This window comes from Undibacterium sp. Xuan67W (assembly GCF_049340165.1).
Taxonomy (GTDB): Bacteria; Pseudomonadota; Gammaproteobacteria; order Burkholderiales; family Burkholderiaceae_D; genus Undibacterium.
The window spans coordinates 264,371-287,310 of the sequence record NZ_JBMPPN010000005.1 but is presented as its reverse complement, the minus strand read 5'-3'; the positions used below and the strand labels follow the sequence as shown (position 1 = coordinate 287,310).

21 protein-coding genes are annotated in these 22,940 nt (G+C 47.2%); 12 read left to right on the top strand and 9 right to left on the bottom strand.

Annotation, left to right across the window (positions count from 1 at the left end):
* Nucleotides 1-20: 20 nt before the first annotated feature.
* Nucleotides 21-458 (top strand): plasmid mobilization protein, encoded by a 438-nt coding sequence (locus ACO0LE_RS07170; protein ID WP_422959728.1) that lies wholly within the window; start codon nucleotides 21-23, stop codon nucleotides 456-458.
* Between the two features lie 11 nt (nucleotides 459-469).
* Nucleotides 470-1,831, top strand: coding sequence for a hypothetical protein (locus tag ACO0LE_RS07165; protein WP_422959727.1), 1,362 nt, complete (start codon nucleotides 470-472; stop codon nucleotides 1,829-1,831).
* Nucleotides 1,832-1,868: 37 nt separating this feature from the next.
* On the opposite strand, the gene ACO0LE_RS07160 is transcribed toward ACO0LE_RS07165, so the two are convergent.
* Together ACO0LE_RS07160 and ACO0LE_RS07155 are read right to left on the bottom strand one after the other, a co-directional pair.
* On the bottom strand, nucleotides 1,869-2,222 hold the full coding sequence (locus tag ACO0LE_RS07160) for a hypothetical protein (protein WP_422959726.1): 354 nt from the start codon (nucleotides 2,220-2,222) through the stop codon (nucleotides 1,869-1,871).
* Between the two features lie 81 nt (nucleotides 2,223-2,303).
* Nucleotides 2,304-3,458, bottom strand: coding sequence for a site-specific integrase (locus ACO0LE_RS07155; protein ID WP_422959725.1), 1,155 nt, complete (start codon nucleotides 3,456-3,458; stop codon nucleotides 2,304-2,306).
* Between the two features lie 310 nt (nucleotides 3,459-3,768).
* Here ACO0LE_RS07155 and ACO0LE_RS07150 point away from each other — a divergent pair, with 310 nt between their 5' ends.
* Nucleotides 3,769-4,392: a LysE family transporter gene (locus ACO0LE_RS07150; protein ID WP_422959724.1), complete on the top strand. Its 624-nt coding sequence runs from the start codon at nucleotides 3,769-3,771 to the stop codon at nucleotides 4,390-4,392.
* 181 nt (nucleotides 4,393-4,573) lie between these two features.
* A complete protein-coding gene (locus tag ACO0LE_RS07145) occupies nucleotides 4,574-5,749 on the top strand; it encodes an acyl-CoA dehydrogenase (RefSeq protein WP_422959723.1) in 1,176 nt (391 codons plus the stop codon).
* A gap of 77 nt (nucleotides 5,750-5,826) precedes the next feature.
* Here ACO0LE_RS07145 and ACO0LE_RS07140 read toward each other — a convergent pair whose 3' ends face one another.
* From ACO0LE_RS07140 to kynB, 4 genes are all read right to left on the bottom strand, one after another.
* Complete coding sequence (locus ACO0LE_RS07140; RefSeq protein ID WP_422959722.1) at nucleotides 5,827-7,656, bottom strand: diguanylate cyclase; 1,830 nt, start codon at nucleotides 7,654-7,656, stop codon at nucleotides 5,827-5,829.
* A gap of 522 nt (nucleotides 7,657-8,178) precedes the next feature.
* Nucleotides 8,179-9,051 carry a tryptophan 2,3-dioxygenase gene (gene kynA, locus ACO0LE_RS07135; protein ID WP_422959721.1) on the bottom strand — a complete coding sequence of 291 codons (873 nt, stop codon included), beginning with the start codon at nucleotides 9,049-9,051 and terminating at the stop codon, nucleotides 8,179-8,181.
* An 88-nt stretch (nucleotides 9,052-9,139) separates the two neighbouring features.
* Nucleotides 9,140-10,396, bottom strand: a complete 1,257-nt coding sequence (kynU, locus tag ACO0LE_RS07130) for a kynureninase (protein ID WP_422959720.1) — start codon at nucleotides 10,394-10,396, stop codon at nucleotides 9,140-9,142.
* A gap of 7 nt (nucleotides 10,397-10,403) precedes the next feature.
* Nucleotides 10,404-11,057 carry an arylformamidase gene (kynB, locus tag ACO0LE_RS07125; RefSeq protein ID WP_422959719.1) on the bottom strand — a complete coding sequence of 218 codons (654 nt, stop codon included), beginning with the start codon at nucleotides 11,055-11,057 and terminating at the stop codon, nucleotides 10,404-10,406.
* 136 nt (nucleotides 11,058-11,193) lie between these two features.
* Between kynB and ACO0LE_RS07120 the strand changes: the two genes are divergently transcribed.
* Nucleotides 11,194-11,673, top strand: a complete 480-nt coding sequence (locus tag ACO0LE_RS07120; protein ID WP_422959718.1) for an Lrp/AsnC family transcriptional regulator — start codon at nucleotides 11,194-11,196, stop codon at nucleotides 11,671-11,673.
* 116 nt (nucleotides 11,674-11,789) lie between these two features.
* On the opposite strand, the gene ACO0LE_RS07115 is transcribed toward ACO0LE_RS07120, so the two are convergent.
* Nucleotides 11,790-12,251 carry a rhodanese-like domain-containing protein gene (locus tag ACO0LE_RS07115; RefSeq protein ID WP_422959717.1) on the bottom strand — a complete coding sequence of 154 codons (462 nt, stop codon included), beginning with the start codon at nucleotides 12,249-12,251 and terminating at the stop codon, nucleotides 11,790-11,792.
* 530 nt (nucleotides 12,252-12,781) lie between these two features.
* On the opposite strand from ACO0LE_RS07115, the gene glnA reads away from it, so the two are divergent.
* From glnA to ACO0LE_RS07085, 6 genes are all read left to right on the top strand, one after another.
* Nucleotides 12,782-14,197 (top strand): type I glutamate--ammonia ligase, encoded by a 1,416-nt coding sequence (gene glnA, locus ACO0LE_RS07110; RefSeq protein ID WP_422955455.1) that lies wholly within the window; start codon nucleotides 12,782-12,784, stop codon nucleotides 14,195-14,197.
* Nucleotides 14,198-14,391: 194 nt separating this feature from the next.
* Nucleotides 14,392-14,892 (top strand): DUF4124 domain-containing protein, encoded by a 501-nt coding sequence (locus ACO0LE_RS07105; protein ID WP_422959716.1) that lies wholly within the window; start codon nucleotides 14,392-14,394, stop codon nucleotides 14,890-14,892.
* 97 nt (nucleotides 14,893-14,989) lie between these two features.
* A complete protein-coding gene (glnL, locus tag ACO0LE_RS07100) occupies nucleotides 14,990-16,051 on the top strand; it encodes a nitrogen regulation protein NR(II) (protein WP_422959754.1) in 1,062 nt (353 codons plus the stop codon).
* A gap of 81 nt (nucleotides 16,052-16,132) precedes the next feature.
* Complete coding sequence (gene ntrC / locus ACO0LE_RS07095; RefSeq protein ID WP_422959715.1) at nucleotides 16,133-17,665, top strand: nitrogen regulation protein NR(I); 1,533 nt, start codon at nucleotides 16,133-16,135, stop codon at nucleotides 17,663-17,665.
* Nucleotides 17,666-17,759: 94 nt separating this feature from the next.
* Nucleotides 17,760-18,251: an arsinothricin resistance N-acetyltransferase ArsN1 family B gene (locus tag ACO0LE_RS07090; protein ID WP_422959714.1), complete on the top strand. Its 492-nt coding sequence runs from the start codon at nucleotides 17,760-17,762 to the stop codon at nucleotides 18,249-18,251.
* Between the two features lie 224 nt (nucleotides 18,252-18,475).
* On the top strand, nucleotides 18,476-19,303 hold the full coding sequence (locus ACO0LE_RS07085) for an HDOD domain-containing protein (protein ID WP_422959713.1): 828 nt from the start codon (nucleotides 18,476-18,478) through the stop codon (nucleotides 19,301-19,303).
* A 133-nt stretch (nucleotides 19,304-19,436) separates the two neighbouring features.
* Here ACO0LE_RS07085 and ACO0LE_RS07080 read toward each other — a convergent pair whose 3' ends face one another.
* Entirely contained in the window at nucleotides 19,437-21,059 is a 1,623-nt protein-coding gene (locus ACO0LE_RS07080) for an NAD(P)/FAD-dependent oxidoreductase (protein WP_422959712.1), read from the bottom strand.
* A 179-nt stretch (nucleotides 21,060-21,238) separates the two neighbouring features.
* On the opposite strand from ACO0LE_RS07080, the gene ACO0LE_RS07075 reads away from it, so the two are divergent.
* Nucleotides 21,239-21,880, top strand: a complete 642-nt coding sequence (locus ACO0LE_RS07075; protein WP_422959711.1) for a glutathione S-transferase family protein — start codon at nucleotides 21,239-21,241, stop codon at nucleotides 21,878-21,880.
* 59 nt (nucleotides 21,881-21,939) lie between these two features.
* Here ACO0LE_RS07075 and rlmF read toward each other — a convergent pair whose 3' ends face one another.
* Nucleotides 21,940-22,929 (bottom strand): 23S rRNA (adenine(1618)-N(6))-methyltransferase RlmF, encoded by a 990-nt coding sequence (gene rlmF / locus ACO0LE_RS07070; RefSeq protein WP_422959710.1) that lies wholly within the window; start codon nucleotides 22,927-22,929, stop codon nucleotides 21,940-21,942.
* Between the last annotated feature and the right edge of the window lie 11 nt (nucleotides 22,930-22,940).

Here is a 22,940-nt window from a genome sequence, read left to right as displayed (position 1 = left end):
AATAAGAAGGAGAAAATCCCATGAGCAACATTAAAAACATATCGTCAGAAATAAAATTACACCCAGGCCAAGCTGGTTCTGATGATGATTCCAGATTGAAAAGAACCAAAGTTCTTGAAGTAAATTTATCACCATTTGAATATGACAACCTCAAAGACAAGTGGAGAAAAACTAACTTTAATTCAATGGCTAAGTTTGCTAGATATAGATTATTTGGCGGAACTGAACATCAAATTGATTTGCATTTTGAAGAAAAAAGAGATGACAGAATTCTTGCTGCCAAATTTTTATCTGAGTTAAATAGGCAAGGAAAAAATTTGAATCAGATTGCAAAGCAATTAAATTCAAAAACCGATTTCACCAAACAAGAAGTTCAATTAGCACTCAAAGATTTGAATAAGGCTCTTAAAAACATTGAAGAAATCAAGGAAGAATTTTTCAATCACAAGAATAAATAAGAGCGAATTTAGTGATCAACGCCGTTCAAGGACATCGCACGAATTCAATTCAAGAAGCGATTAATTATCTAAAAAGTGACCATGACCACAACGGCGCTTTTAGAAATGTGAAGCCAAGAGACTTTGCAGGCAGTGCCCTTGATTGCGTCTATGCTGCTGAAAGCATCGACAGAAAACACAAGTATGTTTCTGGTTCATTAGCTTTTGAACCAAGTGAACGACCAACTGACAAAGAACTTTTGGCAGTGGTTGAAGCATTCAGAAAAACATTCATGGCAGGTCTAGAACATGGAGTCAACTTTGTTGACTACTGGAATATTCATGAAGATAAAGGCCGTATCGAGTTGAACTACATTATTCCCCTGACTGAATTAACCACTGGCAAAAGAATAAATCCATTTCCACCCGGTAAAGCAAAGGAAGATTTTAAGGATTCTTTTGACGCCTACATTAATCATCAGCTTGGATTTGACCAGGTAGTTCGTGATCCACTTAAAGCAACAAATTCAAAATTTGAAGCCAAGGTTTTACCTCACTCCAAATCAAAACTTGCAGAACAGGTTAGAGCTAACAAGCCAGATAAAGAAAACATTAGTGATAATGTGGCTTATCAAATTCATCAAGGTAAAATTTCCAACAGACAACAATTATGCGATTACTTGGAAAATTTTGGTGAAATCACCAGAGTGAACGATAAGTTCATTTCACTGAAAATTCACGGATCACAAAAAGCCTTTCGTTTAAAAGGTCCAGTTTATGAATATGGTGCTAATTTTCAAAAATTGAAACTTGAGTCTGCTACCAAAGAAGCACCACACAGAAAGAAGCTTAATGATTCTGACTTTCAAAAAGTTCGTGACACTCTCAAAAGATTGACTGATTCAAGAAAGGAATTTCATCAGAAGTTGATCAGTCAGCCTATGGTCGGTAGAAGCAACAAAAATCGTTTGTATGGCGCGAAGTCAATTCCTAAGCAGTCCGCACCAGTCAAAGAAGTTCAGCAGACACCACAGAAGGCCCCTACACAGGTTCAAGCACCATTGGTTAGCACAGTGCCTAAGCAAGTTCCTGAGATCGCTCAGAAGCAGCCTACAGCCGGTCAACCAGGAATGAAGGATTCACCAACTAAAGAAAGTGCTTCCTCTGGACCAACTTCAATGGGTAGCAGTTCAGATTCATCTATTGGAAATCTTCAAGCTCAATTGTCTGATTTGAGAAATCAAATTGCTAATGCCAAAGATCCAGCCAAAGCTGCATCTCTGAAAATTAGAGCTATGAAACTTGAACAGCAGATTGGTGCAGCAGTAGAAGCTGATCGCATTAGAAAACTCAAAGAATCAGAACGATTCAGTGGCATCAAGAAAAAGTATTGAATATTTTCTCAACAAAAAAGCACCCGAAGGTGCTTCTTTATTTTAGTCCTAATTTTTTTTGGCTGACTGATTGAGTAATGCAATTATTAAAATCTTCTTCAGATAAATTTATTCCGTTTAAGAACCATTCTTTTTTCCCATTTTGATATTCAATGGCGGGGCCATCCTCGCGATGCATTTTCCCATTTGTTAACCAATATTTATCACCTTCAGCTAATTCAATAGCTGGTCCATCCTCTCGATGATTTATTCCATTTATCACCCAATGTCTAGTTCCGCCTGCAAATTCAACAGCAGGCCCATCTTCACGATGAATAACACCATTTAAATACCATTTTTTATCACCATTTTTATTTACTACCAACCCATTCTCTATGACTTCATTTTTCATAATATTCTCTCCTTTATTAATAATTTTAATAAATCGAAAATAGAAGTCAAATGGAGAGTGCCAATATCTAATATATTATTATTATGCTTGAGCCCAAAGTTTTGCACCAATGTCACTATGCCTTAAAGTGGCATATCGTTTCAAAGTTCCCAATTCAATATGGCCTGAAATTTTGCTAATTTCAATGTCAGTCAAATTTGTATTCACAAAATACCAGCTAACAGCACAATGCCTTAAATCGTGAATTTTGAAGTTTATAACTTTGGCATTTTTGCAGATGACTTTGAACCGAGCAGCAAGAACAGAACTACTTTTCCAATAGTCACCAAACACCAACGATTGACCATCCTTCTTCAACTTCATAAGCCTGTCTTTAATGAAGTGGTAGAACTCTGGCCTTAGTGGAACCTTCCGATCTTCGGCATTCTTTTTGTCAGCAATTTTTGTGTTCTCTTTGGGAACAAAAATGTATGAGTGACTTGGATTTTTTTCATCCAAATGAATTTCATCCCACTTGATAAGAAGACTTTCACCGGCACGCATACAAGAATAATATTGCCAAAGAATAAGACACCTCAACTCTTCGCGCTTCACATACATTTTTTCTGTAGCAGCCAACAAGCTATCTAATTCACCAGCTTCAAGAATCCGATCCCTTGGAATCCAAGCTTTAGGAGGCGAATTCTCATCAAATGGCTTACGGTCAAACGTGTAATCATGGTGTTTGGCGTGCCACGCCAAAGAGGTTTTGATAGCGTAATAGAGCTTCCTGATAGTGCTTTCGCTGTAGGTCTTTTTGACCATCTCACCAGTTTTCACATCCAAAATTTTATGGCCAGCATAAAGAGGACTAGCTTTCTTTTTAGTCGCTTGATCTGGAACTTTTTGTTCCAGCTTGGTTTTCAAGTAGAGAGCAAACGTTCCAGATTTAAAATTTCCAAGTGGAACTTTTCCAATCTCCAACTTCAATTTTTCAAGGTCATACCGTTTACCATCGGCAACAGTGTTGTGCTTTAAATATTCGGTAAAAATTTGAGCCAAAGTCAGTTTCTTGATTTTGGTGATGTCTACCGATTCACCACGATCAATTTTTGACTTGACTTCACGAATGAATTTTTCAGCTTCTTTTTTGGTCTTGTAGGTCTTGCTTACAGCAACACCAGCTTCGCGCACACGCACCAAGAACGATACATCGCCATTGACGCCAACACGTTCAGTGATCAACTTCCCCGCCATCTTCACCACTCCTTTTAGAACGTCCAAGTTGGAACTTGGAACAAATTTGGAACATTGTGGCTAGAATAGCGTACATCTCCACTGTAAGTGGTTGCTGTATAAGGAGTTTTTCAACTTGTTAGTGTTCCCTCCTAAGCGTGGGATACAAGTTCGATTCTTGTCGGAGGGACCATACAGAAAATAGCTACTCAGTTCTATGCCCCAACACAAGTTTCTTTTTAACTAGACTTTGGATTTCGCTGCAACTCAACAAAATACTAATTTGTGCTAGTCTTTCTGCTCTTAAAGTCAGTCTCTGCAGGAGCGCACTATGTTTGGTATCGTCAGTTACCCCACCTTTGTACTCACGGTTTTATTATTCCTCGCGATACCCGGTCCCGGGCTGCTGGGGATCGTTGCTGCGACAGGGAAAAATGGCCAGCGCGCAGGTTTTGCCAGCACGCTGGGCGTCGTGGTGGGTGACTGGGTGCATATGATGCTGGCTGGGATTGGTGTTGCGGCGCTGTTGCAGGCTAATCCTCTAGTGTTCAAGGCGATTCAGTATCTGGGGGCGGCTTATCTTATCTACATCGGCGTGACTTTACTGCGGTTAAAAGTAGCGGAACCGTCTGCATCAGCGGGACAAAGTGTGGACGAGGGAGCCAGGCATTTCCGGCGCTTGTTTTTGATTACGCTGATGAATCCCAAAGCGATCGTGTTTTATATGGCGTTTTTCCCTTTGTTTATTAATCCTGCCGAACATCATGGCGCCTGGACTTTATTGGCAATGGGTATGACAGTGAGTTGCCTGACGATTCTGTTTTGCTTTGCCGTCGTGCTGCTGGTGAATGTGATCACGACACGTTTGAAGCAGAATGCATGGGTAAGCAGGATCGCACACAAACTTGCTGGCGTGACGCTGATAGGCTTTGGTATTAAATTGTCGACGAATTAAAGAGCCGAAATACCTGTGAGTCAATCTGGGTTGATATGCGACAAATCCAGATGGCAATTAAATCGCTTTCAAGGCAGAAGGTTTAGAATACGTAGCTAGAACGCAGCTAGAAAGTAGCTAGAACGCATCGATGAACGAAGTTAGTTCTGGCATTTTTATATTAATTAAAAGAGAGAGACAAATGGCGAAAGCATCATTTCAGTGGGACGATCCTTTATTGCTGTCATCGCAGTTAAGCGATGAGGAGCGCATGGTGCAGGAAGCGGCGCGGGTGTATTGTGAAGAGAAGCTGGCACCGCGGGTACTGGATGCTTTTCGCCATGAAAAAATGGACGCTTCTATTTTTCCCGAGATGGGTGCATTGGGTTTGCTGGGGCCGACTATTCCGGTGGAGTATGGCGGTGCTGGTCTGAATTATGTTTCTTACGGTTTGATCGCGCGCGAAGTTGAGCGGGTTGATTCCGGTTACCGTTCCATGATGAGCGTTCAGAGTTCTCTGGTGATGGTGCCAATCAACGAGTTTGGTAATGAGGAACAGAAACAAAAATATCTGCCTAAATTGGCGACTGGAGAGTGGATAGGTTGCTTCGGTCTGACTGAACCGAATCACGGTTCTGATCCGGGCAGTATGGAGACGCGGGCGAAGACGGTACCGGGCGGTTATTCGCTGAGCGGCGCAAAAATGTGGATTACCAATAGCCCGATCGCTGATGTATTTGTGGTCTGGGCGAAAACGGATGATGGTCGTATCCGCGGCTTTATTCTGGAAAAAGGCTGGAAGGGTTTATCCGCACCAGCGATTCATGGCAAGGTTGGATTGCGCGCCTCTATCACTGGTGAAATCGTGATGGATGAAGTCTTTGTTCCCGAAGAAAACATGCTGCCGAAAGTCGAGGGATTGAAAGGGCCATTCACCTGCCTGAATTCAGCGCGCTATGGCATCGCCTGGGGGGCACTGGGAGCGGCAGAATTCTGCTGGCATACAGCACGTCAATACACGATGGATCGCATGCAGTTTGGTCGTCCGTTGGCAGCAAATCAGCTAATCCAGAAAAAACTCGCCGACATGCAGACAGAAATTACGATGGCCTTGCAAGGTTGTTTGCGTCTGGGACGAATGAAGGACGAGGGTACGGCGTCAGTCGAAATTACCTCGATCATGAAGCGTAATTCTTGTGGCAAGTCTCTGGATATCGCCCGCATGGCGCGTGATATGTTGGGTGGCAACGGTATCTCGGATGAATACGGCGTCGCGCGTCATCTGGTGAATCTGGAAGTGGTGAATACTTACGAAGGCACACATGATATTCATGCATTGATACTGGGTCGGGCGCAGACGGGGATTGCCGCTTTCTGAATCCGGTGTGAGTTCATGCGATTAAAAACGGGGCGCACATTGTGCGTCCTTTTTTGTGGGTTTTTAAAATAGAGGGTTTAATGTCCGCTTAAGGTTTCGATACGGTTGCGTCCGCGCGATTTGGCCAGATACAGTGCCTGATCTGCAAGCGAGAGCAAAACTTGTGGCGAGGTCTCCTTACTTGGATGTAGTGCGGCGATACCCATGCTGACCGTGACATTGGGGCCGTTCTCGGAGGCGGGATGCGGAATCGCTTCGTCAGCCAGACGCGCTTTGATTCTCTCTGCAAATGCCATTGCATGTGGCAAGTCTGCATCCACCACCAGCACCACAAATTCTTCACCGCCATAACGCGCAATAAAATCACCGCTGCGTTGTGCCGTCTCTTTCAGCAAGGCACCGAATCGTCGCAGACATTCGTCGCCGCTTGCATGACCCGAAATGTCATTAATTAGTTTGAAAAAATCAATATCGATCATGATCGCCGCAAGCGAGTGTTTGCTGCGAGTGGCGCGCAGCCATTCGCTTTCCAGCGTTTCATCGAGTGTACGGCGATTGAACAGACGCGTCAGGGCATCGGTGCGTGAAAGCCAATGCAATTCGTTATTGGCGTGGATCAGTTGTTCGTTCAGACGTTCAGCGCGGTCTTGTTGCAGGCGCAGTTGTATTTCCAGTTCGGAACTGACATCGAGCAGTTTGTCTGCCATGCGATTGACAGAGTACGACAGCATGCCGAGCTCATCACGGGACGGATGTTGCATGCGACGTTTCAGATCGCCGCTGGCAATCATCACCGCGACTTCGGCCATGTGTAGTATCGGGAGAGTAAAGTAACTCGATAGCCAGACAGCGATCGCCGCTGTTACGATAAAAATCGCCAGCATCAATCCCAGCCAGAGATTGCGCTGATCACGCAGCGGTTTATACGCATCCTCCTGATCGATCTTGATGATGATGGTCCAGTTCGGTTGCGCCAGATTATGGGTATATGCCAGTACAGGAACGCCGCGATAATCTTTGCCGCTGAGCAGATGACGTTCTTCTGATGTGCCGGAACGCGGCTCGTGGATGCGGGTCAGCTTGGCGACCGGCACGTCCTCCAGCATGGCAAAACGCAGCGGTGTAATCGGGCGAGGCTCGCCGTTGGCACCCGTTTCGGTGATGATGAGCTCTTCCGAAATCCAGCCAGCGGCGCTGCCGCCTGAGATGACACGTAGCGGCTCCATGCTGGTTAGAATGACCAGAATACCGATGACTCGCCGTCCATCCATTAAAGGGCCGCCCGCCCTGATCAGTCGCCGTCCGTCTGCACCGACGACACTGGCAGTGATCAGTGGGTTGGTGAGTAAGGTGTCACGCGTCGTGACGTCGAGCTCTTGCGACTCCTGGCTGATTGCCGAGACGGAGGTAATCAGCTTGCCGTCTATGCCATACACCAGAACATTGTCGATAAATGACGCGCTGCGTTTAGCATCATTGAGCAGTTGATTGGTTTGCTCAAGGGCATCGCTGCCGCGATGATCGATATAGCTGCTGACGGATTTGCTGAGCTGCGTACGATTGCTCATGAGCTGCAATTCTGAGCGCAAAAAATTATTAAACTCATCAATACGCTGTGCGTGCAGGCGTGCGACGGATGCGAGGTGAGATTCGATGGCAATTTCCATCGAGCGTTGGCTGACAAAGAAAAAGGTTGCGACCGCGGCCAGCATGCACAGAATGGCGACACTCATGACTAATGCCATGAGTTTTTCGCGCAGACCAAACCAGCCGCGTGGAGGCAAGGGTGTCTGATGGGGAGGGATTTCGTCGCTATTGGCCGGATCGATATCGGCAATGGCCGATAGATTGCCCGTCACCATTCCAACATGTGGGGTTGGTTCTTGCTGTCTATCGCGCGTCGCCATGGCATCACCTTGCTAACACTGACCGCTACAATCTATCAGCGGTGCGGTAGGAATCGATATGGAACTGCTTGCTAGGGGTTATTACTAGGTACCTGATGAGGTCATTTACCTGATCAGCTTATATTATTTTGCTGACGCTCAAATCAAGTATGTTGGCAAATAATAAATCAAATTTTAATGAATGTGCGCAATAAATTGTCTTTTAATTCATTAATTTTTTTAATGAACATGACTGTGCTAGAAGCTATTCGCACTTTGCTGAGGGCAGATTGATGCGATATAAGAATGATGAATGAATATACTCCCCATTTTTCTATATCAAACATGTCTTATTGCGCATATTCTATATAGGGATTGAATTAATACTGTATGGGAGTATATTTTATTGGTTTAGCGCGCAATCTTGGATAGGAAGCGCTGCCGATGACCAGAGCCTAGCCATTGGTCACCGGAGTTGTTATGCAGAGGTTTACGCTGTTTTAGTTTTTTAGTTTTTTGGTGTTTTGGTATTTTGGTATTTTTTTACAGAGCCGTACGCAAAGAAAACAGTTCCGGAAATAACACCACATCAAGCATTTTGCGCAGGTAGCTGACACCAGCGGTGCCGCCTGTTCCAGTTTTAAAGCCGATGATGCGTTCAACCGTGGTCACGTGACGGAAGCGCCAGATGCGGAAAGCTGTCTCCATATCCACCAGCTTTTCTGCCAACTCATACAATACCCAATGCTTCTCAGGTGCCTGGTAGACCTGCAACCATGCAGCTTTGACAGACTCATTTGCCACCACGCCTTGAGTCCAGTCCTGATTCAGTCGCGCAGCATCAATCGTGAATCCTTGACGCGCCATGAGCATGATCGCTTCATCATAAATTGATGGTGCCAGCAGAGCTGCGTTCAATGCGGCATGCGCGTCAGGATTGCTTTCGTGGACACTGAGCATGTGTGCGTTTTTATTCCCAAGCAAAAATTCCAGTTCGCGATATTGATGCGACTGGAAGCCGGACGAGTTGCCGAGATACGGGCGAACGGCCGTGTATTCGCTGGGAGTCATCGTTGCCAGCACATCCCAGGCGTGTACGAGCTGATCCATGATGCGAGCAACACGCGACAGCATTTTAAAGGCCGGTGGCAGATCGCCGGCACGCAATTGCGTACGCACGGCATGCAGTTCATGCAGCATCAATTTAATCCAGAGCTCACTGGTTTGATGCTGAATGATGAAGAGCATTTCGTTGTGATTAGGCGAGCGCGGATGCTGTGCATGGAGGATTTGATTCAGCCCGAGATAGTCGCCATAGCTCATGTCGTTGCTGAAATCCATTTTTGCTCCATGCCATGACATAGGACATTTTGCCTGGCTATCGCCATTTTTATTTTGCTGATCTTGCGTGCTCATGATGGTCGCTTAATGACTGTATTTAATAATTGAATGATGGATAATTCGGTGATACGGCAGATATGGGCATTCTCTAACTGGCTGTATTTCAGGTAACCTCATTCCGTTCACCGCTGAGCGAATAGGCTTTGCTGTCGAGGATGTCACGCAAGCCTTCGGCTGCATCCCACACATCGCTGAAGCGGGTGTACAGCGGAGTAAAACCAAAGCGCATGATGGCAGGCTCGCGATAATCGCCAATGATGCCGCGAGCAATCAATGACTGCATCACGGCATAACCATGCGGATGCGTAAAACTGACCTGACTGCCGCGGCGCTCTTGTTCGCGCGGGGTGACTAATTGCAAAGGATGCGAGGCGCAGCGACTTTCCACCAGCTCGATAAACAGATCGGTGAGCGCCAGCGATTTTGTGCGTAGTGCTGCCATCGTTGTCTTGCCAAAAATTTCTAAACCAGATTCCACCATTGCCAGCGAGACGATAGGCTGAGTGCCGCAGAGCGCACGCCGTATGCCGGGTGTGCCGCTAAAGCTAGTCTGCATTTCAAACGGTTTCGCATGCCCCCACCATCCCGACAGCGGATGAGAAAAAACTTCCTGGTGGCGCTTTGGTACCCAGATAAAGGCCGGTGAGCCCGGCCCACCGTTTAGGTATTTATAGGTGCAGCCGACAGCGAAATCGGCTTTGGCGTCATTCAATTGCACCGGCACTGCGCCGGCGGAATGAGCAAGATCCCATAACATCAGCGCGCCTTGCGCGTGAGCATGTGCGGTGATCGTATTCATGTCATGCAGATAGCCGCTACGGTAATTCACATGGGTCAGCATCACCAGAGCAGTGTGTTTATCGATAGCCTTGTGGAGTTCTTCGGGGGTATCGACCAGCCGCAGCTGATAGCCGCGATCCAGCCAGCGCGTCAGTCCTTCTGCCATATAAATATCGGTGGGGAAATTACTGCGCTCCGTGACGATCACTTTTCGTTCTGCACTGGAAGGATGACTGGACTGAATATGCAGAGCCGCCGCGATCGCCTTGAATAAGTTAATCGACGTCGAATCGGTGACGACGACTTCATTCTGGCGTGCGCCGATCAGGGGGGCGAGCAGATTCCCCAATCGTGACGGCAGATCAAACCAGCCCGCGCTATTCCAGCTTTTAATCAGATCCGTCCCCCATTCCTGACGTATCACTTGCTGGGCGCGGCTTGCTGAAGATTTTGGCATGGCACCGAGTGAATTGCCGTCAAGATAAATCACACTGTCAGGCAAATCGAATTCTTGTCTTAGTCCGGCCAGTGCATCTTGTGCATCGAGATTCAGGCAGTGTTGGCGATCAATGGTGGTCATAGAAAAATCAAAGTGGAAGTGAACGGAGAATGGCGCGTACCGGGCTGGCATCGAGTCCGGCGAGTTTCAGCGGCAGGGCAATTAATTCGTAATCGCCAGCGCTGATGTCATCCAGCACAATACCCTCGAGTATTGCCATCTGATGCTGTTTGACAGCCCAGTGGCAATCCATGGTTTTAGAGGTTTGCGGATCGAGTGAGGGACTGTCGATACCGATCAGGCGCACACCATGGGTCGCCAGCAAGGCAATGGTCGCGGGTGCAATGTGCGGGAAATGATCGTCCCACTGATTTTGCGGTGCTCTGAAATAAGTGCGCAACAGAACGCGTACTGGTGTCCCGTTTAACTGGGCAGCAATATGTTCAGGCTCCACTGTCGTTCGGCCTATGCAATGGATCACGCGGCAGGTGCCGACATACGTCGTCAGATCGACCTGATCGATCGCGACACCCGACGCATCGTAATGCGATGGCGCATCACAATGCGCGCCGGTATGGGTGGACATGCTGATTTTGCTGACTTTGACCGGGCAGCCATCTTCAATTTGCCAGGTGGTATCGGACGCATACGCCGTGTCGCCAGGCCAGACCGGCATCCCGCTTCGCATGGTTGGTGTGATGTCCCAGATGTGTGAATCGGGCCTTGCTTCGGTGGCGGACATGAGATTTCCTCGGTGCTGTTGATAAGAATAATTTTATTCTGAAAGGGATGATGAGTTCTTGCAAATTGCAATAGATAATTGTATTTTTGTAGAATAAACTGCGAATAAATTTACAATTATTGATGGAATATGTGAAATGCAATTAGACGCGACCGATATTAAGATTTTGCACCTCCTGCAGAGTGAAGGGCGTATCAGTAATCAGGATCTGGCAGACAAGGTATTTTTGTCGCCGTCGTCTTGCCTGAGACGGGTCAGGATGCTGGAAGATGCCGGCATTATTAGTCGCTACAGCGCGGTACTCGATGCGATAGCGCTGGGTCTGGAAGTTGATGCCTTTGTGCAGGTGACCATGCGGCGCGATGTCGAGCAATGGCATGAGAATTTTTCAGCCGCACTGCAAAGTTGGCCTGAGGTTGTCGGCTCTTACATTATTACTGGTGATGCAAATTATTTATTGCGGGTGAAAGCGCGCAATTTGAAACACTACTCCTCGTTCGTGCTTGAGCGTTTATACAAGACGACCGGCGTTCTGGATATTCGCTCCAATATCGTATTGCAGACCTTGAAAGATACGAATGAGATCGCTATAGGTTTGCTGCAATCTGATAAGTAATTTGAAGGTGGGGGAGTGGGACAGAATCCACAAAGTGGTACCGGTGTTGCGATTGAGCTGTATGCCCGATTACACGTCAAATCACAATCCACACCATAATCCCAGCCAAACCTGAATTAGGCTCCAGCCCATGGAAGATTTTTTTGGCACCAGCCGCCGATGGATTTACGATGGCCATCAGCATCTTTATCCCCCTCAAACCCTTCCAGAATGTCAAAGCAGGCGGTGTAGCCATGCTCCGTTGCGAGCTTGGCAGCATGTCTGGAGCGGACGCCAGAGCGGCATAGAAACAATAAGGTAGCTGTCGTATCAGGAACTACGGCGTGTAATTCGGACATAAAGTCTGGGTTGGGTATGCCGCCGGGATAAGTGCTCCATTGCACCGCTTTGTGCTGTGTTTCAGGCAATACCACTCGCCCCACCCAATCGCGTTCCGCATTGGTGCGGACATCTATCAGTACCACACCAGTGCCCGTTTGTAATAAGGAAAGCGCTTCTTGCGGCGTCACAGCACCCGCATAAGGCAGACCTTGTTCCTGAGCGCGTTGACGGGCAATAGCGATGAGTTGAGTTGTCATAATAAAATGTTGATTGGTGAATGTGAGTCGATTGATTATGCATGATACCCACAATATCCAGCTGCGGAATCTGGCACAAAGAGGTATTTTATTCTCTCTCCGCCTATGCGAATGGTTGTTCCGCATTAAAACCAAATGCACCAAAAAAGACCAATAACACAGTATTTTTCATGAATTGCATCAATTTGGTGCGATAAGGTGAATTTGCATAGAAATGGTGCATTTGCTCGCTTTGTGATTTTTTGACGCACTGTCCCATTAAATTGAAAAGTGTCTAGAAAACAGAGGTTTAGCACTTTTACTCCGAACTTTGCGATTGTGAAGAAGATGGCATGGATTCTGCTATTATCCCCGGTGAGTTTTGCTAATAGCTTGGTGTACTATAGTTATGCGATTTTTTGTCCTGAACGTCAGATAAAGACAGGCAGGGCATGAAGATCAGCTTGGATTCACAGGTTCAGAGCTAAGTTGGTTAGCAGACCGCTCAGCATCTTACGAATTTATTTTTAGCTCTATTTGAGGAGTTTCACATGGCAATGACAGCCGCAGAAGTCTTGAAAATGGCGAAAGACAACGAAGTTAAATTCGTTGATTTCCGCTTTGCTGATACCCGAGGCAAAGAACAGCACGTGACTGTTCCAGTTTCCCAGTTCGGTATGGATAAATTCGAATCTGGCCACGCATTTGACGGCTCGTCTATCGCTGGCTGGAAGGGCATTGAAGCATCTGACATGTTGCTGATCCCAGATCCAAATACCGCCAATATCGATCCATTCATGGAAGAAACCACACTGTTCATGCAGTGCGACGTGATCGAACCGGCCGACGGCAAAGGGTACGACCGTGATCCACGTTCCATCGCCAAACGTGCAGAAGCGTATCTGAAATCCTCAGGCATTGGCGATACCGCTTACTTCGGTCCAGAACCAGAATTCTTCATTTTTGACAGCGTACGCTGGAAAATCGATATGTCTGGCTGCTTCGTAAAGATCGACTCTGAAGAAGCATCCTGGACAACAGGCGAAAAACTCGAAGGCGGCAATACTGGCCATCGTCCAACCGTTAAAGGCGGCTATTTCCCGGTTCCTCCGGTCGACAGCTTCCAGGACATGCGTTCTGAAATGTGCCTGATACTGGAATCTCTGGGTATTCCGGTCGAAGTGCATCACCATGAAGTAGCTGGTGCAGGTCAAAACGAAATCGGTACCAAGTTCTCTACGCTGGTAGAGCGCGCCGACTGGACACAAAACCTGAAATACGTTGTCTGGAACGTGGCGCATACCTACGGCAAAACAGCGACTTTCATGCCCAAACCTATCGTTGGCGACAACGGTTCTGGTATGCACGTGCATCAGTCAATCTGGAAAGATGGCAAAAACCTGTTCGCAGGCGACGGCTATGCCGGTTTGTCTGATTTCGCTCTGTACTACATCGGCGGTATCATCAAGCATGCCCGCGCTTTGAATGCGATCACGAACCCAGGTACTAACTCCTACAAGCGTTTGGTACCAGGTTACGAAGCACCGGTAAAACTGGCTTACTCTGCTAAAAACCGTTCTGCATCGATCCGTATTCCTTACGTTGCGAATCCAAAAGGCCGTCGTGTTGAAGCACGCTTCCCAGATCCTCTGGCGAACCCATATCTGTGCTTCTCCGCATTGATGATGGCTGGTCTGGACGGTGTTCAGAACAAGATTCATCCGGGCGAAGCCGCATCCAAAGATCTGTACCATTTGCCACCAGAAGAAGATGCACTGATCCCAACAGTCTGCCATTCTCTGGAACAAGCTCTGGAAGCGCTGGATAAAGATCGCGAATTCCTGACACGCGGCGGTGTGTTCAGCGACAGCATGATCGATGCCTACATCGAACTGAAAATGCAAGACGTACAGCGCATGCGTATGACGACACATCCTGCTGAATTTGATATGTACTACTCTCTGTAATTTTTAAAAAAAATTCAGAATCCGAAAAACGGGGTAATAGCCCCGTTTTTTTTCGTCTTTTTTATTGTATAAAGACACTTTCCGCTTTCTTGTTACCGATTGTCACATGTAAGTTCCCGATAAGCGTACTTGGCAATTGTGCTATGGGCCTGCTTGGAATACACTAAAGTCGTTAGTGACCAAACTTTGACAAAATGAATCAATTTTTACGTCGTGCAATTTTCGCTGCTGTAGCACTCAGCTCGCTCGCTTCTTCCGCATCGTTCGCGGTAGCTGATGGCGATGTATTTTTGTGTGTTGATGAGAACGGTAAAAAAGAATACAAAAATACTGGTGAGACTAAGGGGTGTAAGCGCGTTGAGCTTCCCGGAATTACGGTGATACCTGCACCAGTCTTGCCAAAAAAATCGGCCTCCAAACCCGCTTCAGCTCCCGCTGATTTTCCTAAAGTAGATGAAGGCACTCAAAAAGCGCGCGATTCAGATCGGCGTCAGATTTTGCAAGATGAATTGAAAACAGAGGAGCAAAAATTAGCGAATCTGAAGAAGGATTACAACAACGGTGAACCAGAGCGACGCGGCGATGAAAAGAACTACGCCAAATATCAAGAACGCACCATAATGATGAAAGATGACATCAGTCGCACCGAAAAAAACATCGAAGCACTGAAACGAGAACTCAGTAATTTGAAATAAATATTCAATGACTGAAAAATCAGCATTTCAGGCATGATGCTTGCGTAACAAGGTCGCACTATGCGGCCTTTTTTTATGGATCATTTTGACTACTCCTATGACATCGTTTGCCGGACTTGATTTGCTGACATCCGCCGTAATTGTGCTGGATGTCGACAGCTGTATCCTGTATGCGAATGCCGCTGCCGAAAGTATGTTGGACAGCTCGGCAAAATCTTTATCTCATTTAAAATTAACTGATCTTTTTCTGAACGGTGAAGAGTTATTAACCGTGTTCGAGCAGGCAGTTGCGCATCAGTTTGCTGATAAGCGGCAAGACCTGACACTGGAGCGTGCAGGTCGTGAACCTTTGCATGTGCACAGTATTGTGACTTCACTGGACAACCCTGCAACGCCAGTATTAATTGAACTGCGTGAGAACGTTCAGCAGCTCAAGCTAGACAGAGAAGAGCGCATGCTCGATCAGAGCAAGGCAAACAAAGAGCTGATACGTAATCTCGCTCATGAGATCAAGAATCCCCTTGGCGGTATCCGCGGCGCAGCCCAATTGTTAGAGCTGGAGTTGCCCGAACGTCAGTTAAAAGAGCTGCGTGAATATACCCAGGTTATTATCAAGGAAGCAGATCGTTTGCAGACTTTGGTAGACCGTTTATTGGCGCCGCATCGGTTGCCACACATCGTCGGCGACGTCAATATTCACGAGGTCTGCGAGCGCGTGCGCAGTCTGATTTTTGCTGAATTTCCTCAAGGCTTGAGTATTAAGCGTGACTACGATTTATCGATACCAGAATTCCGCGGCGACAAAGAACAGTTGATTCAAACGGTGTTAAACATTGCCCATAACGCGGCACAGGCCTTAAGTGAGCGGATTCGACATGGCGATGCTGAGCTGACTTTCCGGTCACGCGTTGTGCGTCAGATCACTTTGGCTAAGGTGCGCTACAGGCTGGCATTAGATTTGCATATCATCGATAACGGACCAGGTATTCCAGCCGAAATTCGCAATCGTATTTTTTATCCTCTGGTATCTGGACGAGATGGCGGTAGCGGTTTAGGACTGACTTTAGCGCAGACTTTCATTGAACAACATATGGGCGTCATTGAGTGCGAAAGTCGGCCGGGATGCACGGATTTCCGCATTTTAATTCCACTACCTTAAAGCAGGTAACTGGACAGCCGGAATATCAAAAGTGTTCCGATCTAATGCTCATTTTTCTTACGCAGGATGTAAAACGATTATATGAAACCAATCTGGATAGTTGACGATGATGATTCCATTCGCTGGGTGCTTGAGAAGGCGCTTGCACGTGAGAATCTCGCGACCAAGAGCTTCACGAACGCACGTGATGCGATGACAGCACTGCAAAGTGATACGCCGCAAGTATTGGTATCTGATATTCGCATGCATGGCGCATCAGGGCTGGAGCTGTTGCAAGTCGTTAAAGCAAAATATCCGGGATTGCCCGTCATCATCATGACGGCATTTTCTGATCTGGAGTCAGCAGTAGCGGCTTTTCAGGGTGGCGCTTTTGAATATTTAGCCAAGCCATTTGATCTGGATAAGGCCGTTGAATTGATCCGCCGTGCGCTGGACGAAAGTCTGCGTGAATCCAATGTTGAACAGAACGTTTCTGAAACGCCGGAGATTCTTGGACAAGCACCGGCGATGCAGGATGTATTCCGCGCTATTGGCCGCTTATCTCAATCGAATGTGACCGTGTTGATCACCGGCGAATCGGGTAGCGGTAAGGAATTAGTCGCACGTGCGCTGCATAAACACAGTCCCAGATCTGCTCAGCCTTTTATCGCCTTAAATACGGCAGCTATTCCTAAGGACTTACTGGAATCGGAATTATTTGGTCACGAGCGCGGCGCGTTCACTGGTGCGCAAGCAACCCGGCGCGGACGCTTTGAGCAGGCCGAGGGTGGCACGCTGTTTCTTGATGAAATTGGCGACATGCCCTTTGATTTGCAGACACGATTATTACGTGTCCTGTCAGATGGACATTTTTATCGTGTAGGTGGTCATCAGCCGATGAAGGCGAATGTGCGCGTGATTGCAGCAACCCATCAGAATCTGGAATCGCGTGTAAAAGATGGATTGTTCCGCGAGGACTTATATCACCGTCTCAACGTGATTCGCTTACGCTTACCTAGCTTGCGTGAGCGCCGTGAAGATATCCCCTTACTGACCAAGTTCTTCCTGGCCCAGAGTGCTAAGCAACTGGGTGTTGAAGTGAAGCGCATGTCAGAAGCGGCGTTGCAGTTTTTATCTGGACTGGAATTCCCCGGCAATGTCCGTCAGTTAGAAAATTTGTGTAACTGGATCACGGTCATGGCACCCGGCCAAACGGTAGAAGTTCCCGATCTGCCTCAGGATCTGATCCCCGCAGCTAGTCAAATCGTATCACTGAGTTCGCCAAGTCAGGCCAGCGATGTGCAGGCACGTCATATGGAAGCGAGTTCAGCAAATCCAGGGACTGTTAACAACGGTCTGAATTTTGCAAACGGCAGTACGCCTGAAGTACAAAGTTCGCATAAAGCGGAAAGCTGGATGAGTTTACTAGAAGCGGAAGCGACTGCGATGCTGACCCAAGGTCAATCTGAGGTGATTGATAAATTAGGAAGAAGCTTTGAGTCCATCGTGATTAAAGCCGCGTTGAAACATACTCATGGCAGAAAAAACGATGCGGCAATCCGGCTGGGAATTGGTCGTAATACGATTACCAGGAAAATTCAGGAGCTCGGCATTGATGGTGCAAAAGACGAATAACGTACTAATCGATGGTTTTTATTTTTAGTCGTAAATAAGTACTCAGGCTGCGGCTGCAGATAATTCGGTAGCCGCAGTTTTTTCTGGAGTGTTGATGATGTCCGGTTTGCGTATGGTCAGTCTTGATGATGCAGAAGCTATCTGTCGTATCTATAACTATTACGTAGCAAATAGCACGATTTCTTTTGAGGAAGAAGAGGTTGGTGTAACAGAGATGACGCGAAGGATTCTGGATGTCACCAATGATTATCCCTGGTTAGTTCTGGAGAGAGAGGGGATGGTGATTGGCTATGCCTATGCAACTAAGTGGAAGCCAAGATCAGCCTATCGATTTTCAGTAGAATGTTCTGTGTATCTGTCGAGTGATGCCGTTGGACAGGGGGCAGGTACTCTCTTATATGAAAGCTTGTTTGAACAGTTAAGCACGCTAGGTGTTCACAGCGTCATCGGTGGTATTGCTCTGCCGAACTCTGCCAGTGTGGCCTTACATGAAAAGCTAGGTTTCTCCAAAGTTGCCCATTTTTCTCAGATTGGATTTAAAAAAGATCGCTGGGTTGATGTCGGTTACTGGCAAAAAGCGCTTTAGTACAAAATATATTTTGTTACGAATGCAATGTTCGTGACATATGTCATAAAAAAATTGTTTTCTTTGATTAAGGTATCAGAGTATTATTTTCCATAGTGAATGCGATCTGTTCCAGCGCTCACTTCCCTTGAAGGATTCTTTCGGTCTTCTTCGTGCATATAAAATCAATTAAGAGCTGTAACAGTATCGATACTGTCGCACATCGTCTTTAAAGGAGATGCTATATGAATTTCGACGCACTTTTCCAGCAACAAAATGCATTGCCAACTATTCCAAAAGTGGTTCAGGAAGTCATCGATAGCTTCAATAACGAAGACGTGTCGATCGATGAGATTGCGAAGAAACTCTCCGCAGATCAGGTGCTTAGTGCCAAATTATTACGGCTGGCAAATTCCTCTTATTATCATGCATCCCGAAGTGTCGGCACCGTTGATGATGCTGTGCTGATGCTGGGTTTTATGACAGTACGTACTCTGGTTGTCAGCAGTGGATTGACCAGTGGTTTTAAAGCGATGCCAGGCGTGGATTTGAAAAAATTCTGGCGTTACAGCCTGCATACTGCGATCATCGCAAAATGGCTGGCGAAACAGTTAAAAAGCAATTCTGATTTTGCTTTTACCGTCGGGATGATGCATGCGATCGGTCAGCTTGTTATGCATGCGGCTATGCCAGAAAATATGCTGCAAATAGATAAAGTGGCGAGTCCATATGATTCGCGCCGTCTGGACGTCGAGCGGACTTCTTTCAACTATAACTTTTCAGATGTCGGTGCCGAGCTGGCAAAACGCTGGCGCTTCCCTGATAATTTTGCCTCAGTCATACTGGCGTTTCCAGAGCCTTTATCGGCAACGGTTTTTGAACCGATGGCTGCGGTGATTCATCTTGCTGCGTGGCGTTCCCGGGCTCTGGAGAATAATTATTCCGACGAAGAGTTGCAAGCTACGTTCCCTGAAGATGTCGCTAAAAAACTCGGCATTTCAGCAACAGTCATGCTCAACGATATGCCGCCAATTGCAGAGCTGAGCGAGGGCATGGAAGATTTAATCGCTTAAGGTATTTACGGAATCTTATTTTCCTTAATCAGTTAAGCGATCTCCGCAAAATTGTAGATAATTGTAGATATCAGACGGTCCGGTAAAGTGAGACGCAAAGACCGGCCCGTTTGATATTTCCGGCAAGGTCAGATTATTTTGCTGGCGGCTGCATGTGATGCTGCATATCCAGCGCAAGCGCTTCAGCGACCCGGATGCCATCAATCGCCGCAGATAAAATACCCCCTGCATAGCCCGCGCCTTCTCCTGCAGGATATAAACCTTTTGTATTCAGGCTCTGTAAAGAGTGATCATCGCGCTTGATACGGATCGGTGATGACGTTCTGGTTTCTACGCCGGTGATCACGGCATCATTCATTGCAAAGCCTTTGATCTGCTTATCGAATTCGGGCAAGGCCTCACGAATTGCCTCAATGGCAAAAGCGGGAAGCGCCTGTGCCAGATCTACCAGCGTAATACCTGGTTTGTAGGAAGGCACAACAGTCCCTAATTCTGTGGATGTTTTTTTCGCTAAAAAATCACCGACCAGCTGACCAGGTGCATTGTAATTTTCACCACCCAATTGATAAGCCAGTGATTCCAGTTTGCGCTGGAAATCAATCCCCGCCAAAGGATGTTCCGGATAATCTGCCGGCGTGATACCAACCACGATGGCGCTATTCGCATTTCGCTCATTACGTGAATATTGGCTCATCCCGTTTGTTACGACACGACCTGGCTCTGAGGTCGCAGCAACGACCGTACCGCCGGGGCACATGCAGAAGCTATAAACGGAGCGTCCGTTACTTGCGTGGTGTACTAACTTGTAATCCGCAGCACCGAGGATTTTATTGCCGGCATTTGGACCGAAGCGCGCTTTATCAATGACCGATTGAGGGTGCTCAATACGGAAGCCAACTGAGAAGGGTTTTGCTTCGACATAAATGCCGCGCTGGTGCACCATCTGGAATGTATCGCGTGCACTATGTCCGACGGCGAGTACCAGATGTCTGGTCGGGATGTATGAGCCATTCTCAAGCTGCACACCTTTTACCTGACCATCCTCGATATCAATATCAGTCACTTTTTGCTGAAAGCGTATTTCGCCGCCAAGCGCTTCAATATTGGCGCGCATTTCCTCAATCATTTTGACCAGACGGAAAGTACCGATATGCGGTTTGCTAACATACATAATTTCTTCAGGCGCACCGGCCTTGACGAATTCTGTGAGGACTTTACGACCATAATGTTTTGGATCTTTGACCTGACTCCATAATTTGCCATCCGAGAAAGTACCGGCACCACCTTCACCGAATTGCACATTCGACTCTGGCTGCAGCTCACGTTTGCGCCACAGACCCCAGGTATCTTTGGTGCGTTCACGTACCTCTTTGCCGCGTTCCAGAACAATAGGTCGAAAGCCCATTTGTGCCAGAATCAGGGCAACAAATAAACCGCAGGGACCAAATCCAATAACGATGGGGCGTAATGCCGGCGGGGCTTCCGCATGAGTGACAAAGCGGTAGCTGGTATCAGGAGTGATCGTGATATTTGACTTATTTTTGATGCTGGTGAGCAGTTGATCGCCTTGCCTGGTCTCTACGTCAATCGTGTAAATTAATACAATCGCAGATTTTTTGCGTGCATCGTAGCTACGTCGAAAAATAATAAAACTGACCAGATCTTCTTCGGCAATGCCGAGTCGCTGCAATATCGCCGCTTGAATAGCGGATTCAGGATGATCAAGAGGGAGTTGTATGTCAGTCAGGCGTAGCATTTACAGTATTCCAGATAAAACAAAAATCAAGGTGATGCCAGCAAGGTAAAATTGCTGACTAATCCAGTATTTTACCCTTAAGCGTCTGCTTCATTAAACCTGATCGATACGCCGCTCAGATCGTCTGGGGGATTGAGATCATTATTGCCGTCGAAAACCACCGAAAGAAAGCAACCTTCATGATTCAACTTTATTACTTTCCAGGCAATGCCAATCTAGCGCCGCATATGATTCTCGAAGAGATGGGCCTGCCTTACGAGCTGGTGTTGGTCGATACCGAGAAGAAAGAGCATCAGGCGGCTGCTTATCTGAAACTGAATCCGACCGGCAAGATACCGGCATTATTGGACGACGGTTTGGTTTTGACAGAAACTGCGGCGATTTGTCTGCATCTTGCCGATAAATACTCTCAGGGCAAGCTCGTACCTTCTTTGGGGACGCCGCAACGCGCGCAGTTGTATCGGTGGCTGATGTATCTGACGAATACCTTGCAGGCCGAGCTGATTACGTATTTTTATCCACACCGACTGGCGACTGACGATGCCGCCATTGCGCAGGTAAAAGCGCATGCAGAGGCGCGTGTTGCTGAGATGATCGATTTGTTAGAAAACAATCTGGCCCTGTCAGGCGGCAACTATTTATTAGGCGAGCAATTCAGCATACTCGATCCTTATTTATTCATGCTGTGCCGTTGGACACGCAATATGCAGAATCCGGCACGAGATCGCGAGCATCTGGGGAAATTTTTGAACCTGCTGGCAGAGCGGCCTTGCGTTCAGCGGACTTTTGACATGGAAGGTCTCACGATGCCGTACTTTTGATACGGACACACTAGCCTGACCGGTGAGTCTCCGAGATTACACCGTTCTGTGAGCCGGACTCAGGCTTTTGACCAGCGTAATTTGCGCCACGCGCCTTGTTGCGCCGGATTCAGAAATGTCCATGCCAGAAAACGACTCTGTTTTTGTCCCTGACTCATCGAGATTGTTTTGCTGTCGTACACGCCCGCTTGCTTTAGGCTCGCCTGAAGGCCAGGCAGGTTTGCTGATTTGGATACCAGCGTAGTGAACCAAAAACTGCGCGTGGCGATCTCTTTGCTCTCTTTTATCATCCGTTGGATAAACGCGGCTTCACCACCAGGACACCACAATTCTGTATCTTGTCCACCAAAATTGAGTGAGCTGTTGTGTTTAGCAGCGTCCTTTCCCAGATTGCTCCACTTGCGTTGAGTACCTTCTGCAGCCTCTTTTGCTGAGCCATGAAATGGCGGATTGCACATGGTCAGGTCGAACCATTCATCCTCCGCAACAACACCTTTAAAAATAGTATTTTTCGATGTTTGATGACGGAGTTGTATCGCTGATTTTGCCTCAGGATTAGCGTCCAGTATTGTCTGCGCATTGCCCAGTGATGCTGCACTGACGTCAGTTCCGACAAATCGCCACTGATATTCCTTGCAGCCGATCAACGGGTAGATGCAATTTGCACCGACCCCGATATCCATGACTTGTATCGAGCCACCTTTGGGAATTTTGCCGCCATTGCTGCTTGCCAGGAGATCAGCCAGATAATGCAGGTAGTCAGCGCGACCTGGTATGGGTGGGCAAAGATGGTTCGCTGGAATATCCCAGGCGGTAATGCCGTAATGTTGTCTGAGTAAAGCGCGATTCAATGCTTTGACCGCGTCGGGATCCGCAAAATCAATACGGTCGTCACCACCGATACTTTTCTGGATAAATTCAGCCAGAGAAGGTTCTGCCGAGATCAACTGACGAAAGTCGTAGCGACCCTGGTGACGATTGCGCGGATGCAGCTTGCCGTCAACATCGGTATGGCGGTCAGGTTTTAATGCAGAAGGTTTCACGGGCATGGCAAACTCAG

What these genes read in the sequence shown, in the direction of transcription:
- kynU (WP_422959720.1), bottom strand. Translation starts at nt 10,396, where the DNA reads ATGACCACCATTGATCGCCAACACTGCCTGAATCTCGATGCACAAGAT.
- ACO0LE_RS07090 (WP_422959714.1), top strand. Translation starts at nt 17,760, where the DNA reads ATGATGTCCGGTTTGCGTATGGTCAGTCTTGATGATGCAGAAGCTATC.
- ACO0LE_RS07160 (WP_422959726.1), bottom strand. Translation starts at nt 2,222, where the DNA reads ATGAAAAATGAAGTCATAGAGAATGGGTTGGTAGTAAATAAAAATGGT.
- glnL (WP_422959754.1), top strand. Translation starts at nt 14,990, where the DNA reads ATGACATCGTTTGCCGGACTTGATTTGCTGACATCCGCCGTAATTGTG.
- ntrC (WP_422959715.1), top strand. Translation starts at nt 16,133, where the DNA reads ATGAAACCAATCTGGATAGTTGACGATGATGATTCCATTCGCTGGGTG.
- ACO0LE_RS07075 (WP_422959711.1), top strand. Translation starts at nt 21,239, where the DNA reads ATGATTCAACTTTATTACTTTCCAGGCAATGCCAATCTAGCGCCGCAT.
- ACO0LE_RS07150 (WP_422959724.1), top strand. Translation starts at nt 3,769, where the DNA reads ATGTTTGGTATCGTCAGTTACCCCACCTTTGTACTCACGGTTTTATTA.
- ACO0LE_RS07145 (WP_422959723.1), top strand. Translation starts at nt 4,574, where the DNA reads ATGGCGAAAGCATCATTTCAGTGGGACGATCCTTTATTGCTGTCATCG.
- kynB (WP_422959719.1), bottom strand. Translation starts at nt 11,057, where the DNA reads ATGTCCGCCACCGAAGCAAGGCCCGATTCACACATCTGGGACATCACA.
- ACO0LE_RS07120 (WP_422959718.1), top strand. Translation starts at nt 11,194, where the DNA reads ATGCAATTAGACGCGACCGATATTAAGATTTTGCACCTCCTGCAGAGT.
- glnA (WP_422955455.1), top strand. Translation starts at nt 12,782, where the DNA reads ATGGCAATGACAGCCGCAGAAGTCTTGAAAATGGCGAAAGACAACGAA.
- ACO0LE_RS07170 (WP_422959728.1), top strand. Translation starts at nt 21, where the DNA reads ATGAGCAACATTAAAAACATATCGTCAGAAATAAAATTACACCCAGGC.
- ACO0LE_RS07085 (WP_422959713.1), top strand. Translation starts at nt 18,476, where the DNA reads ATGAATTTCGACGCACTTTTCCAGCAACAAAATGCATTGCCAACTATT.
- ACO0LE_RS07115 (WP_422959717.1), bottom strand. Translation starts at nt 12,251, where the DNA reads ATGACAACTCAACTCATCGCTATTGCCCGTCAACGCGCTCAGGAACAA.
- kynA (WP_422959721.1), bottom strand. Translation starts at nt 9,051, where the DNA reads ATGAGCACGCAAGATCAGCAAAATAAAAATGGCGATAGCCAGGCAAAA.
- ACO0LE_RS07105 (WP_422959716.1), top strand. Translation starts at nt 14,392, where the DNA reads ATGAATCAATTTTTACGTCGTGCAATTTTCGCTGCTGTAGCACTCAGC.
- rlmF (WP_422959710.1), bottom strand. Translation starts at nt 22,929, where the DNA reads ATGCCCGTGAAACCTTCTGCATTAAAACCTGACCGCCATACCGATGTT.
- ACO0LE_RS07155 (WP_422959725.1), bottom strand. Translation starts at nt 3,458, where the DNA reads ATGGCGGGGAAGTTGATCACTGAACGTGTTGGCGTCAATGGCGATGTA.
- ACO0LE_RS07140 (WP_422959722.1), bottom strand. Translation starts at nt 7,656, where the DNA reads ATGGCGACGCGCGATAGACAGCAAGAACCAACCCCACATGTTGGAATG.
- ACO0LE_RS07080 (WP_422959712.1), bottom strand. Translation starts at nt 21,059, where the DNA reads ATGCTACGCCTGACTGACATACAACTCCCTCTTGATCATCCTGAATCC.